Origin of the sequence: Parashewanella curva (assembly GCF_003675895.1) — a bacterium.
GTDB classification, from domain to species: Bacteria; Pseudomonadota; Gammaproteobacteria; order Enterobacterales; family Shewanellaceae; genus Parashewanella; species Parashewanella curva.
Genome location: NZ_ML014834.1, coordinates 1 through 14,352, shown reverse-complemented (window position 1 = coordinate 14,352; position 14,352 = coordinate 1). Strand labels below are relative to the sequence as shown.

Below are 14,352 nucleotides of genomic sequence, written 5' to 3'. Positions count from 1 at the left end.
AAATGAGAAAACAGCAAAAGTTGGAATAAAAAGCAAACGGTTAAAAGCTGGCTGGGATGAAGATTATTTGATGAAGGTTTTAACCGTGGGCAAACTGAGTGTCTAATTTAGACCCGTTTGCCCTACTAAAAACTCTGGAGGATTTGGCTTTAGAGCAGGTGCTGAGGCACTTCAGGGCTCTACAATTGTAACAAATAATTCAGGAGGGGTTGGCGCCCATTTTTTTGTAAGTTCAGGGACTGACTCGAACGTCACCATCATTAACACAAATGGTTCTGGTGTCATTGCAGAAGCAAATTCTATGAACTCTTCTAACGTTAACGTCCAGAATGCAGGTGGCCTAGGGCTTCAAGCTATTCACAATTCACTAGCAAATTCTCAAGTAACAGTCTGTCAAGGCGGTTCTGCAGAATTCAGAAACAACTCAGCGGCAAATTCGCATATAAAAGTACAAGATAGAGGGAGAGCCTTGTTTACTGGCAATGCAGCTGATGGGGCAACAATAATCGCTAGCGGTGCCAGTGTGGTTGTACTTGATGAATACACAGCCAGTCCAAACCTAACTCTGTGCCATAATGCAAAAGTAGTCAATTTAAGTGGACATGATATTTTCAATGAGCTTAGCTTTGAAAAAAAAGTTATCGTAGGTTCAAACCAAGCCTTAGATAAAAATTGTCAGCCAATTTTGCCTCCATTACCAACAACGAGTTTGCCCACACCATCTGCTACAGCAATCAAGGCAAATCCAACCGTTAAACCCAGCGTTGCTTCAGAGGTGCCACCAACGGCAGAGGCCGTTAACGTCGGAGGCATCGTAGCAGGTGTCGTTGTTCTTAGCGGGGTCACAATCACTGTTCTCGCCGCAACAGGAGCAATCATTTGTTACGTAAAACGTGAAGCCATTGCAGAAATGATTGAACGCTTCCGTGAACGAGGGGTTGAAATCAATGAACAACAAGCGAAGGAAGTGATAGAAGGGGTTGCAATTAATATTGCTAAACAAACTCATCCTGAGGTATTTGAAAGCCAACAAAGCTCAGAGCAGCAAGGCGCAGCTGTGAAAACTAAACCTGCTCAGAAGACCGTTACTATCTCGTTAAAACAACTAGAAGAAGGGTTAAGCGAAGTTTGCAAAATCGCTGAAGATGCCGCAGGGAAAGCGAGTGAAGAAGTGGGTGAAATAATGCGACAAGCTGCGCATGACCTTAACGTAAAACCAACAGCCTATTCAGAACCTGTAGTGCAAGAGGATAAGTCTTTCACAGGTGTTGAACCTTTGCCAGCAGCGGAAGTGACTGCAAAAACAGAAGTCGTTCGCTCTATTAAAGGCCTGACCAATAAACATGCCAGTGATTTGTTATCAGCTTGCGCGAATGGAAAACTCAGTGAGTTGCAACGATTAATTAAATCATTGCCTTCAGAGTTTAATGTTCGGTTATTACTGCAACACGCCCCTACAGGAGACTGGGTAAGCTTGCTGCACATTGCTTCAGCAGCAGGTAAAAGTGATATCGTTGAATACCTTATTGGCTTAAATGCAAATGTAAATAGCGTTTCACGAAATGAGTTTACTCCGCTTTACCTTGCGGTTTGGAATAAACGAGCTGAGGTTGTTAAGCAGCTACTGAAAGCCAATGCTGATATAAATCGTAAAACGAATGGTAAAACACCATTAGAATTGGCAGAAGAGCAAAATGATGATGCCATTACTGCTCTACTAAAAAACAAACAGCCACAAAGCCACAGTCACAAAGATAGTCATCTAGGCAAAAGAAAATGAGAATGTATTGTTCGATGATAGCGGTGAGTAAACCGCAAAAGCGTCACCCGATACAAAATCTTAGGTCGCTTATTATGGGCTGTAATAGGTTTATTCGAGATGATTAACAACCAATTTTCTTCAGAGACGCACAAATTAGATGCTCCTCATTTATCACAACCTGATGCAGAAGCTTTGGCTGCAAGGACGCTGCCAAATTCAGTGAGTGGGTATTACATCAAAAAGCCAAAAGAACCCAATTCCATCACCCAAAAAATCAAAGAGCTTTTTTGCTGTTGTTGCACAAAAACACAAGATGAAGAAACGTTAAGCATTGGAAGCTTAGGAGTTGATTATCGACCGCAATCTTTGGAGACACAAGAAAGCATACAGACACAAATATCACCTCTTACGAAAGAGAGATTCGAAGTAAAAAACAGTTAGTTTTTCATTATGTTGTAAGTATGTTCAAACGCGGAATTGTCCAAAAATGAGACAGAAACCTAAACAGCCTATTTTTTCATACTTATTTATCTGACATATAGTCACTAAAAGTAAGCAGAGCATTTCAAGAATCAGTTTATGTGCAGCAATCGCTTTTGATTGCAAGTGATCACTACTTGTTGTGGTCTTTTCAAAAACATTATTCCTTTTTCGCTAACCGACGAAGTTAGAGCTAAAAAACATTTTTGAAAAAAGTAGTTGCTGAAGTTGTTCGCATGTATGATCACAGGCCTTATTTGCGATCATCAATGTGCCAGAGTTTAATTGCTTTAGTCGCTCTGGCTTCCTTTCCAACCAAGTTGTTAACGGTATTCCATCCATAGCCTTCCATTCGAAGCCGAACTTGTCTTCAATATAAATGCCTTTAAGACAAGAAGAAGCCGCAGCAGTTACACCACTTTCAAATAGTTCCAACTCAATATGAGCGGATTTCAAGTAATGAGTGGCACACAGTATGCCTTTACACATGCAAATATCAAAAATAGGATAATCATTAATTTTGCTATAAGCACCGACGAAGTTTGAAAGCTGAGTGATTGAAGATTCAATAAATGGGAACTGTGAAATTAATGCATCAAGGTAGTTAGCCATTTTCGGATATATGGTGCACCAAGATTGCAGCATCTGCTGCCCACTTTGAGCATCTCTACTAAGACTAAACGGCTGATACATGAGCTAACCTCCTGTTCAATATCTACATCAACAAACAGACAGAATGAGCAAAAAGTACATGAAGCAAGGTTTTAGTAAATAACAATTATTTTAATGCAACAGGAAACATCCTAATTTAATCCAAAACGAATTTAAAACGAATTATTAAGATTGATTTTGCATATTAAATATCAATGTTGAGTTAATAACATTTCTTAGAACCTACAAAACAACCTAAAATAATTCATGATGAACTTTAAACGAATTAGATTCAGGATTTTGTAAGCAGTCTTTTGATAACTTGTAAAAAAATAAGGAGTAAAAAAGAGAGCAATTGTGATTAAGAGTTTGTTTGCTGAACGTGCTGTAGCGATAGCCAAAGAGTTGTGCCCAGATATAATCAACAAGGTGAGTTGTGTAATCAAGGTCAGCGGTGAAAAAAAGACAACTGTAGCCAATTGGGTATTTTCCCGCAAAGCGCCACCTAAAGCCAAAAAGCTCACTATTGCCGATAGATTTGGCGTTGATACCAGTTATCTATTTGATGGTGATGATTTTAGTCTGCCGATAACCAAGTACATCCCAGAACACAACTGTTATTCAGTACCACTAATAGAACATACACAAATAAAAGTTTTATTTGAGGCTAAATCAAAGCCTCTTCCTGTATACCAGCGTTTTACGACAAGTCTGTTAAGAAGTGATCCGTTAGATTACGAGCCAAATCGGACTTACTGCTTGCTGGCAACCACTGATATCCAATACCCACCAATGATTTTGGACAACAACATAATCATTTTTAACCTGTCATCAGTAATTAAAAGGCTTCAATATTATTTATGTATGGGTGAGACAACTCAGTTGCTCTGGTTAGATAGCCAAGGCTACTATGTGGACAGTAAAGGAAGCAACTATAACATCAAAGCAAGTGATGTTTTAATGCCTGTAGTTCAAGTCGTTTCCAGATATTAAAATCACCTTGTTAAACCTTGCCACCATGTTCTAGATTATCAGGGTTGGGCGCTGGAGTTATCGGTTCAGCATTGTTCAAATCGAAGCAGCCACTATTTTTAGTGCCTTTAAATACCTCTATAAACCTTAGTTTCATTTCTGGGTGTTCATTAAACACCTTCATCCAAATACTGAAATAGCCAGAATTTTTAGCCATGTAGACTATCGCAGTCATCATATCTGCATTAGCATTCCTCGCAAGCAACTCCAATGCTACTTGAGCCTCACCAATGACCTCTTTACGTTGACTCGTCCTGTCCAAAGAAACTAGCTGGTCATTTGAATCTTTAAATTCCTGGATCGGCTTATCCAAGCCGACCAAGCTTAGGGTTTTCAGAGCTAACTGCTTTTGAACTTGAGTGATATGTTCTGATGGCTTAACTTCTCCATCATCCTGATAAGTAAATGCAGCATAAGTGTTATCACGATCTGGTAGTAAAACTTCTTTAAGCTCTACGGGCTTCTTACTTTTACAGGAATTACAATTGGCACAGGCTAATAAAAAGTTATCCCAGCTTTTTTCCAAGTCTGATTTCAAGTCTTTAGGCTCAATGTGTTCCACTGCTAATAAGGTAACGACTTTACGTTCACAGTAACTGCAGTATCCACCTAAACGACTCACTAACTCAGTTTTTGCATCCTGATACTGATTAAACTCGCCATTTATAGGAGATTTCCCTTTACTGACTGGGCGCATAGCTACTGCCCCAATTTCGCGATACGATGCATTTCAAGAAATGCTTGATAAGCTGGATTTTCAGCGTAAGGAGCAATTGAATCAGCTAGTCTTTGTTTATAGTCATTCAACTTATCTTCTGGCGCTTTTTCAGCTTCTTGTAAAGTTTGTAAATAGGTTAATGCAACGCCTTTCATTTCAGCATACCGATCACTGACTTCAGATTGCCCAGCACTCATGATCCCCTCTGCAATATCACCAAGAGTTTTATTTGAAAGTTCTGCTGTAGCCATACCTTCTAACATCAATAATTCCTCACCACTTCGAAGAGATTGTATTAAAAAAGGTGAGTGCGTAGTAAAAACAAACTGAACTTCGGGAAAGGTATTTCTTAAATCTTCAATAATTCGTCGTTGCCATAACGGGTGCAGATGCAAATCAAGCTCATCAATCAGAATAATGCCTGGTGTTTTTTTCAGAACATCTTCGCCTAAGTGAGAATTGAGTGTTGCTGCTTTTTGAGCCATATCAGCAACAAGTGCGAGCAAACTGCGCTGACCATCACTGAGAATAGAGAACGGCTGAGGATCATTATCGCCAATGGTTAACAATAACTCCTCTCTGTCTGCATCGTACCTTAGCTCGGTTGCACCTTCTATGCATTTCAATACCGCTTCACGAACCACGCTAAGCATTATTGGCTCTTTACCTTGCTGGAATGTTCGCCATGCTTGCTTAGCAAACCATTTAACCAGCTCTTTAACTGCGATTCTGGGATCGACACTGTGTTTATAACCGTCTAAGCGGGATGCTTTAGTGGATTTATCGAGATCTGGCTTGGCTTTAGTTGCCCTTGGATCTTGCCACAACCGCATGGTGCCGTAATACCCAATCATAGGGAAAATAATATCGCCACCTTGCTGCTCATCAGATAACTTAGCGGCATTTATTAGCTCTATTGCATTACCATAACGTGTATTTCCAGCTTCAGAGTGCTTGGCTCTTTCCCACTCAATACGTTTCTGACCAACAACGCCTGTAGCAGATACCTTTACAGGCCAAGATTGAGGAAACATACTTTCCTCACCTTGCTTGCTGTAAATTAACGTTGCATCAGTAGGTAAAATAGCTTTACCGTCCAGCTTTTTCTTCTTAAATCCAATTAACCACGTCGCCATTGCTATAGATATAGCATCGAGCAAAGCCGTCTTACCTGCAGCATTACGTCCTACAACTAGATTAACATTAGGATGAAAAACAAATTGTCGGTCTTGATAACAGCGAAAGTTCTGTAAGTTCAAGGTTTCGAGCTTCATTTGGCATTATTCCTATTGAGTATTAGTCGTACAGTTCAGCTAACAGCCAGTATACAAGCTTATGATCTATAGGGCTATATAATCAAAATAGGAGTTTTGGAAATGTTAACACGACATTTCAAATACTTGTGTTGATTACTCAAATCACGACAACTTAAACCTAAATGGATTAAAGTTAGTGTTGACGTCATAAACATCAATCTTGTCCGTTTTCTTGATATAACTGACGATATACCAAGCAGGCAACACAAAGAACAAGCTGTAGATCATTTTCACCTTCCAACCAGCATACATCATTGAAATCAATTCAGATGTTGGCATTTTTCCGGCAAAGGCCAAATAATCAACCACGATGCTCAATACCGCCTGCCCAATAGCTGTAGTCATTACACTTCGGATCACAAAATAACGACCTTTTACCCTGATTTTCCATTTCGATAAAATGTAGACATTCAAAAACTCGCCACTAAAAAAGCCTACCATGCCAGAAAAAACATACCGGACAGTAGGACTAAAAACGGTATGATAAGCTTGAGCATGTATAAAAGTATCAGGGTGAGGTATCGCAATTAACGCTTGAGATAGAAAGGCAAAAATTAGCTCTGATATCATCCCGAACCAAATAAATAATCGGGCGATAGGAAAGCCATACACTTCACTGACAATATCACAAATGATGAATGATACAGGAAAGACATAAATTCCCCCTGGTAACGTCATCCCCATCATAGAAGTAATATTGTTTGCAAAGCAAACGGTAAGACACAACAAAACAATGTATGTTGCCAACAGTGCAAGCAACTTCGCATTGGGTAACTCCCAACTGGTTTTTAATTCATTTTCTTCCCACATATTCGACCTATTTCAAGTAAATGAGAGCCTTTAAAACTATCCAAGATCTCGTCATCGGCCATGTTTTCTTCTCGCGTTTTGACTAACTCCATCTCATTTACAAGATCCCAGAGCATAAAGAGCTGCTCAGCTTCAGGGGTGAATTGAATACTCAATAATTCATACTTAACTTTTGGCTGCTGATCATAAGCGAAGTAGAGTGATAAATTACGAACATCCTCTGGACACAAGCTATATAAGTAATTTTTCTGCGTTAAGATTAATTCTGCTTCCACCTCAATGCAGTAATATGAGTATTTTCGATTAAGTTTGGCGTACTTGACGCCCTGTTTCTTTTTGACTTCTACGATACGGTATTCAAATTCAGTTGTTTGAACGTATTCGTCGTAGAGTTTTTTTAAAGAACTATAGAGGCTCTTGTGTATTTTCATTGTCAGGTCGCCTCCCAATAATGCCTACACTTTCTCGACCATCAAGTAACAAGCTCTCAGGAAATTGCCCAGCACGATTAATATAATCAAGCTCGACGACTTCAAAACCTGCTTGCTCAAAGAGTTGTCTTAATGGTTCGATATCCAACCAATGTACAAACTCAGGTAAATTATCAGACCAGCTTTTTTCCCAATGTTTTGGGTCATCAATTTCACCAGGGAAAGCCACACCATTAGCTTTTCGCTTTTCATACTCAGGAATGAACGAAAGCCAATTAGTCAAATAAGTGGTTTCGCATACCACGTATAACTCACCTCCTGGTTTCAGCCAGTTATACGCATGAGTTAATGCTGCTTGAATATCTTCACCTGTAAAAAAATGGAGCACACGGCTGATCAAAATTTTACTGAACTGTTTCTCTTCAAAATCTAGTTGATTTGGAAACTCTCCAGTAATGGTTTCAAGTTTTGTGAATCCGATTGATTCTGCTTTGGCTTCAAGTTCATCTAAGTGTCGAGCATCCATATCATTTGCGGTCACCGAGGCACCATTTTTTAATGCTTCAAGCGTTGCATAACCAAAGGCTGCACCAATTTCTAGAAACTGACCTTCGGCAAACTGCGTGAATTTGATAGAAAATGGATCAAGATTGGGTGCGGCATAGCCTTGTTTATTGAGAGTAGGAACAAACAGAGGTGTTTCATCATTCATGTTATTACCTTTTACGGTTGTTTTTTATACAACCATAAATAATTATTGTTTAAACCCTTGAATGCAAACCGACTTGCCAGATGGTTCAATATTTATTCAGAATGACATTTTATCGACTTTTCTATTTCTTCTGGTTTATCTTCCCTAACAGCAAAATGCAGCCCAAATTCATACGGGCTTTCTTTAATAACTAATGCAGGATTCGCAAAATGATGGCAAAACCCGTATATTTTGCTGGCATTTTACGGGTATGCCATTCCATCCCCCCTCTTATACCCATATCGGTCTTACTTATTCCAAATAATAAATTCGAAATAATGACAGGATGTACTAAATTGGGAGCTGTAATTTGGCAAAGGAGAATTGGATATGGCTCGAATTGAAGTCCTACTCAGTGACAACGAAAAGTCTAGCCTCAAGCATTACTGCTCCAGTAAAGGGTTAACCGCATCATGCTTGATCCGCTCTCTTCTTCGTCAAACTTCACAGGAAGTTGCCAATGCAGGGGATTTTCGTGAACTCAAAACCAACAAGATCACGGTGAGACTTTCTTCATTTAATCTGTCACTACTGGCACAACGAGCAAAGTCTGAGGGCTATGTAAATCAAACCAATTGGGCATCTGCATGTATTTTAGCAAAGCTACACCGCTCACCCATTTTATCAGTAGAGGAAATGCAAGTATTAAGAGAGTCCAACCGCCAATTATCAGCCATTGGTCGCAACCTCAATCAAATAGCCAAAGTCCTGAATATTGAATTTAGAGAGAGTGACAAAATCACCAAAGAAATGATTGAAATGCTCAGTCATAGAATTGATAAGCATAAAGATAAAGTTTATAAGCTGTTGGATAAAAACCGTACTCGTTGGGGTGTCCACCATGAGCCAACTACTGAATGACCAAATATCTGGTTTACTCAATAATGACGTTTGGCACAAAGCCAATCGCATCAAATCATCAAAGAGATTTACCCGTAAGCCACCAGAAGTTATGGTCAAAATCAGCGGCCATTGCAAAAATGCCGCTCATATTCAAGCTCACTTCGACTACATCAGCCGCAACGGACAACTAGAAGTAGAAGATGAACAAGGTAATAGCTACCAAGATATTTCAGCCCTACATCAATTAGCCAAAGAATGGGGAGCCGATACCAATAGCAACAAAAAGAATGCCCGTCACAGCACTCACATTGTTCTATCCATGCCAGATGGCACCACACCCGTAGCCGTGAAAAAAGCCGTAAGAGAGTTCGCCAAAAAGACCTTCGCCCACAATCACCAATACGTTATGGCACTCCACACCGATACCGATAGCCCACATGTTCACTTAACCGTAAAAAATCTTGGTTTTGATGGTAAGCGGTTGCATGTTCGAAAAGGGTTGCCGCAGATATGGCGAGAAAGATTTGCTCAAGAGATGGAAAAACAAGGCATAGCAGCTGAGGCTACGCCAAGTTTGAGAAAAATAGAGTTCCGAGATTCAAGCGGTACACGAAATCAAAAGTTCAAGCACGATATCCAACACAGTTAAACCGGTTTCACTAAACAACTAAACAGTAGATTTACAACTTACTCTTCAGCTTTTCCTCCGAAAGTATCGGCAAAAATATCCCACTCTCTTTTCCACTGCTGATAGGCCTGAGTATACAACGAGAATTCATAACCTTCTTTTGTTTCTAATGCGTACTTGTTCTCAAAACCACTTATTTTGCTAAAGAGAAAATCTGCATACTTTTCAAAACGCTTCCATGATAACTTTGCGTACCACAAATGTTCATTATATGAGGTGTGTTCAACTAACTCGTTAGTTGATTGCTTAATTAAATGGGCAAACCACATATAATGCTTTTCCAAAACTTCAAGCAGCCTTGCGGTGTATATTAAGTTTGCTATATGTTTTATTTTAGGTTGATTAGGTCTTTGAACACAGATTATGGCTTCATTTAGCAGCACGTCATAATGGGAAAAAGTTTTCTCCATTCGACTTATTTCTGCGTTAAGCGCAATGGCCTTCAACTCTTTTTCTGTCGATTTCTTTTGTAATGCAATCTGCTCTCTCAGGCTGATAAACGCCAGCACCGCAAACAGTGTGCCTGCTGTGCCACCAAAGTATGAGCCAAAGTTTCCCCAGTCAGACTGTGTGTGAGATAGTTTTGGAACAAGCCCATTGAACGTTATATAATAAGCCAATATTAACACGGCTGTACGGTGCATCCGACACTGATGAACTTATGCTTTTTTACGAAAGATAGAATCTCGTTCATGCAATGCACCAATCCCTTCTGACTCAGCAGTCATATCAGAATTTAAAGACGAAACCTTCGCACAAATTATCATCTGCACTCAACTAGAGCAACTACCAGCTCCTAAAATCGTGATAGCTAAAATCTGGTTGTTCTGATGGTGTTTTAGCTTCGCTCAACTCCTCACCACAATAAGGACAATGGTTTATTTCAAGAGTGGCTTGCCAAACTTGATCACCAACATCTTCCAGATAATTACTTTCTTCAAGATCATCTTCTGTAGCTTCACGGTAGACGCATAGCTGCCATGATCTTTTTGTGTCACTTGATGATTGATAACCTTCGATATAACAACCACTTTTGGGCATAGCTTCACACTCATGAAGAATACTTTCTTGCATTGCTATTACTCCTAGTTTGGCTCAAGGCATAAAATGAGGTAAATTTTTTATCTCATTAAAGCACTTATCAAGACTTAGCTCTTGAAACAGTTCAAACCACTGACCTGTGTGGCGCATATAAGCGAGATTGAAGCTATCCTCCCCCATGTACTCTAACCGAGCAAACTTGGTTTCAAATTCAGGGCTAATGGCGATAGGGCTAGCAGAATGATATTTCCCGCAAAAGTAAAAATATTTACCACGCCAACGGCCATAGATATCAACAAGGTAGTTAAAATGGGCATTGGCATTTTCTGGTAATACACACTTCCGCTTAAACTCTGCGATCAATGGCTCTGCTTGATCTGCAATTTGATTTTTTGTTGCGGTTGAAGGCTTAGCTGGTGCTGGTTGCCATCCCATTCTTTGTTTCGTCAATTTAATTTCCACCTAAATTTTCTTGCTTACCCAAACCTTTCATCAACACATCAAACATCAACCCTGCAAAGCCTTTGGCTACGGCTTCATTAGACAAGAGTTTCATCGCTATTTCGTTATGAACATCCATACTTTCGATAACAGCATTACTAATTGATTCAGGGAACTGTCCCAACATAGCTTGCTCTTTGGTGTTGCTGCGAAGCTGATCCATCACCACTTCATTCTCAGAAATTTTACCTGCAATGGTATTGGCATAATTGAGCATATCATTCTCAGATAAACCATCTTCAATAAACAAATCGTTCATTCTTTGGATGATCTCGTTAAGCATTTCTGTTTTTGGATCTTTAGGTGTTGCGCCAGTACCTTCTTTAGTCGGTGCAAGATAATGTGTTTTCTCTTCACCGATTTTATTACCTAACTGCAAGTCTGCTTCACGCTGCTCGTGCAATCGGTAGTGAGTCATTACCACTTCAGATAGATCAATATCATCCTCTACTACATCAAGCCGCAATAATGGGTACAGATGCTTAGCGAAGATGCTGAGTTTTTCTAGCTCATAGTCATCAAAATTAACTATCTGAGAAGTGAACTCATAGTAACGATAAAAAGAGATTAAGTCCTTCTTAAACACTTCCAGAACATCTCGTGCTTCTTTAGCATGTTTGACACTGTTTTCTGCAAATTTAATCTTCTTATCGTTCTTTTCAATTTTCGCCTTGAATAGTTCAGCCTGTGCCGACTTGAGTACCTGAGAGGCTTCTTTATAGCGAACGGTGAACCGTTCAACGGCAGGTTTACAAATATTCGCTAACTTGGCTTGATTCGCTTGTTTGTCATTGTACGTTTCAACAAATGCTTCAACTTCTCGCCACTGGTAAATGCCAACTTTATCCAGCTTTTTCATTAGCTCGTAAACGATATTAGGATCAGACACTCCAGCCAGTTCAGCCGTTTCGTAGTAAACCTTAAATTCTTTCAAAACCTCTTCGGGATCATTTACAAAATCAAGCACGAAGGTTTTATCTTTACCTTTATAGGTACGGTTTAATCGTGAAAGTGTCTGAATGCACTCAACGTTTTTTAATGGCTTATCAACGTACATCGCCACCAATTTTGGCTGATCAAAACCTGTTTGGAATTTATTCGCTACCAACATCACCTGATAATCAGTGGTATCAAATGCCTTACGCATATCACGACCACGTAAATTAGGGTTCATATTATTTTCAGTGAAAGCTTGATCGGGTAAATCAGGATCATTCACTTCACCAGAAAACGCCACCATTGCATTAACGTTGTTATAACCTTTCTCTTTGACGTATTTTTCAAAAGCCAGTTTGTAACGCACCGCTTCTAATCGGCTACTGGTTACAACCATTGCTTTGGCTTCACCACCTAGTAGATGCTTCACCTTTTCATTGAAGTGTTCAATGATGGTTTCTACTTTTTGAGCAATGTTATACGGATGCAAGCGAACCCATTTCGCCATTTTTGAAACGGCTTTTTTACTGTCCACCTCTTGGTCAAACTCAGGATTATTATGCGCTAGATGATAGGCAACTCGATAACTTGTGTAGTTTTGCAGAACATCAAGAATAAAGCCTTCTTCAATCGCCTGACGCATAGAATAAACATGAAATGGTTCTGGTTTATTGGTATCACTTGCAGGTTCATCGGTATTCGGTCTGCGACCAAACAGCTCTATCGTTTTCGCCTTTGGTGTTGCTGTAAAAGCAAAGTAACTAAGCTTATTCGAGCCTTTACGAGCTTCTAGTGATAAGCGCAGCATGTCTTCACTGTCTAATTCCTCATCACCGTCTAGCTGCTCTGCCATTAGCACTTCACGCAGTTTTCGTGCGGTGGTTCCTGTTTGACTAGAGTGCGCTTCATCGGCTATTACTGCATAACTTCTACCAGCGAGAGTTGAGTCTTTACGGATCGCTTCTAAAACGTGAGGAAAGGTCTGAATCGTCACAATGATGATAGAAGTACTTGCTTTTAGCTCGCTGGCTAATTGGCTAGATTTACTGCCTTGTGCTTCTTCTCGATTCACACGAGCAATCATACCTTCGTTGTGGTCAAACTGATAAATCGTATCTTGTAACTGGTTATCAAGTACTGTTCGGTCAGTGATTACAATTACTGAATCAAAAACCTTGTCTCCTGCTTGTTTATCAAGCTCTGGATGATCAACGTAATAATGCATTGATGCCAATTGATGCGACAACCAAGCAATTGAGTTAGATTTGCCTGAACCTGCACTGTGCTGAATAAGATATTTATGACCAGTACCTTCAACATCCACAGTCCTAAGCAATTTAGATACCACGGCCCACTGGTGATAACGAGGGAAGATTATGGTTTCTTTAACTTTTATCGAACCATCTAACTGCTCTTCATCTTTCACTTCAAGGTGAATATAACGGCTAAGGATCAACAGCAAATTATCTTTTTGGAAAATTTCATTCCAAAGGTATGACGTTGCGTAAGTATCATTTCCGTCTGTTGATACGGCAGGGATATCGTTGCCTTTACCACCTTCTTCAGTTCCTTGGTCAAACGGAAGAAAGTAAGTCTTTTTACCCGCTAAACGAGTGGTCATGGCAACGTTGTATTGGCTTACTGCAAAGTGAACCAATGCGCCACGTTTAAAAGTCAGTAGTGGCTCTGGTTTACGAGTTTTTGGATCTTTAGGCTGCCTGTCCTTCATGTATTGGACTTTGGCATTATCAATCGACTGCTTAAACTCTGACTTCAGCTCACAGGTAGCAACAGGGATGCCGTTCACGAATAAGGTTAAATCTAAACGCCCTTCATAGCCATTGGGCGAATAAACCAACTCAGGTACAACACGTAAAATGTTTTGCTGGTAACGTTCCGTTGCCGATGGGTTTAAATCGTGATCTGGCTTAAAGCTACAAAGGTCAAATTTAGCACCACGATTATTGAGCTTATTACGCAATACCCATAGCGTCCCTTCCCTTTTTAGCTCTTGCTCTAGTGACTTAAGCAGAGCGTCAGCGGTAGCATTAGGGTTACGCTCAGTTGCAGGGAAGTGTTGCGCTAATTTATCCCATTGCTGAGGTTGTGATGCCTTTACAAAAGCAATGACATCATCAGGATACAAAGCCAGCTCTTTATTGTATTTGTTTGACTCACCGAGCAACCAGCCATTGGATTGCATCTGCTCAAGAATATCATTTTGAAATTGTAACTCTTTGAGCGTTGCCTCTTGGCTCATACTATTAACTCAAGTTTCGGAGTTCAAACCCAACAATAAAAATCGTTTATCATGTTGATATTTAAAGAAAAGGTAAGGGTTTGCGTGTTATAATCTTGTTGCTTAGACAAAAACTAAAACACACAAACCCTT

The 14,352-nt window shown here is 39.9% G+C and carries 15 protein-coding genes; 5 read left to right on the top strand and 10 right to left on the bottom strand.

What is annotated here, in order from left to right:
- The first annotated feature begins 301 nt into the window (after positions 1-301).
- Positions 302-1,780: an ankyrin repeat domain-containing protein gene (locus D5018_RS18305; RefSeq protein ID WP_121840439.1), complete on the top strand. Its 1,479-nt coding sequence runs from the start codon at positions 302-304 to the stop codon at positions 1,778-1,780.
- Positions 1,781-1,879: 99 nt separating this feature from the next.
- Entirely contained in the window at positions 1,880-2,203 is a 324-nt protein-coding gene (locus D5018_RS18300; RefSeq protein WP_121840438.1) for a hypothetical protein, read from the top strand.
- Between the two features lie 213 nt (positions 2,204-2,416).
- On the opposite strand, the gene D5018_RS18295 is transcribed toward D5018_RS18300, so the two are convergent.
- A complete protein-coding gene (locus tag D5018_RS18295; protein ID WP_121840437.1) occupies positions 2,417-2,935 on the bottom strand; it encodes a hypothetical protein in 519 nt (172 codons plus the stop codon).
- Positions 2,936-3,250: 315 nt separating this feature from the next.
- Between D5018_RS18295 and D5018_RS18290 the strand changes: the two genes are divergently transcribed.
- Positions 3,251-3,886, top strand: a complete 636-nt coding sequence (locus D5018_RS18290; protein ID WP_121840436.1) for a hypothetical protein — start codon at positions 3,251-3,253, stop codon at positions 3,884-3,886.
- Between the two features lie 10 nt (positions 3,887-3,896).
- Here the strand turns inward: D5018_RS18290 and D5018_RS18285 are convergent, their stop codons facing one another.
- The 5 genes from D5018_RS18285 to D5018_RS18265 all read right to left on the bottom strand — a co-directional run bounded on the left by D5018_RS18285 (position 3,897) and on the right by D5018_RS18265 (position 7,912).
- Positions 3,897-4,622: an HNH endonuclease gene (locus tag D5018_RS18285; RefSeq protein WP_121840435.1), complete on the bottom strand. Its 726-nt coding sequence runs from the start codon at positions 4,620-4,622 to the stop codon at positions 3,897-3,899.
- A gap of 2 nt (positions 4,623-4,624) precedes the next feature.
- A complete protein-coding gene (locus tag D5018_RS18280; protein WP_121840434.1) occupies positions 4,625-5,917 on the bottom strand; it encodes an AAA family ATPase in 1,293 nt (430 codons plus the stop codon).
- 144 nt (positions 5,918-6,061) lie between these two features.
- The gene (locus tag D5018_RS18275) at positions 6,062-6,769 is read right to left on the bottom strand and encodes a queuosine precursor transporter (protein ID WP_121840433.1); all 708 of its coding nucleotides are present in this window, start codon (positions 6,767-6,769) and stop codon (positions 6,062-6,064) included.
- Positions 6,748-7,200: a hypothetical protein gene (locus D5018_RS18270; RefSeq protein WP_121840432.1), complete on the bottom strand. Its 453-nt coding sequence runs from the start codon at positions 7,198-7,200 to the stop codon at positions 6,748-6,750. The genes D5018_RS18275 and D5018_RS18270 overlap by 22 nt, the downstream gene beginning before the upstream one ends.
- Positions 7,175-7,912: a class I SAM-dependent methyltransferase gene (locus tag D5018_RS18265; protein ID WP_121840431.1), complete on the bottom strand. Its 738-nt coding sequence runs from the start codon at positions 7,910-7,912 to the stop codon at positions 7,175-7,177. Before D5018_RS18265 ends, D5018_RS18270 begins: the two co-directional genes overlap by 26 nt.
- A 369-nt stretch (positions 7,913-8,281) precedes the next feature.
- Here D5018_RS18265 and mobC point away from each other — a divergent pair, with 369 nt between their 5' ends.
- On the top strand, positions 8,282-8,812 hold the full coding sequence (gene mobC, locus D5018_RS18260) for a plasmid mobilization relaxosome protein MobC (RefSeq protein ID WP_121840430.1): 531 nt from the start codon (positions 8,282-8,284) through the stop codon (positions 8,810-8,812).
- Positions 8,793-9,443 (top strand): relaxase/mobilization nuclease domain-containing protein, encoded by a 651-nt coding sequence (locus tag D5018_RS18255; RefSeq protein ID WP_121840429.1) that lies wholly within the window; start codon positions 8,793-8,795, stop codon positions 9,441-9,443. The genes mobC and D5018_RS18255 overlap by 20 nt, the downstream gene beginning before the upstream one ends.
- A 38-nt stretch (positions 9,444-9,481) precedes the next feature.
- Here the strand turns inward: D5018_RS18255 and D5018_RS18250 are convergent, their stop codons facing one another.
- From D5018_RS18250 to D5018_RS18230, 4 genes are all read right to left on the bottom strand, one after another.
- Complete coding sequence (locus D5018_RS18250) at positions 9,482-10,111, bottom strand: hypothetical protein (protein ID WP_133309334.1); 630 nt, start codon at positions 10,109-10,111, stop codon at positions 9,482-9,484.
- A 157-nt stretch (positions 10,112-10,268) separates the two neighbouring features.
- A complete protein-coding gene (locus D5018_RS21765; RefSeq protein WP_165905104.1) occupies positions 10,269-10,556 on the bottom strand; it encodes a hypothetical protein in 288 nt (95 codons plus the stop codon).
- 21 nt (positions 10,557-10,577) lie between these two features.
- Positions 10,578-10,973 (bottom strand): DUF3024 domain-containing protein, encoded by a 396-nt coding sequence (locus D5018_RS18235; protein ID WP_133309333.1) that lies wholly within the window; start codon positions 10,971-10,973, stop codon positions 10,578-10,580.
- 1 nt (position 10,974) lies between these two features.
- On the bottom strand, positions 10,975-14,220 hold the full coding sequence (locus tag D5018_RS18230) for a type I restriction endonuclease subunit R (RefSeq protein ID WP_121840424.1): 3,246 nt from the start codon (positions 14,218-14,220) through the stop codon (positions 10,975-10,977).
- Between the last annotated feature and the right edge of the window lie 132 nt (positions 14,221-14,352).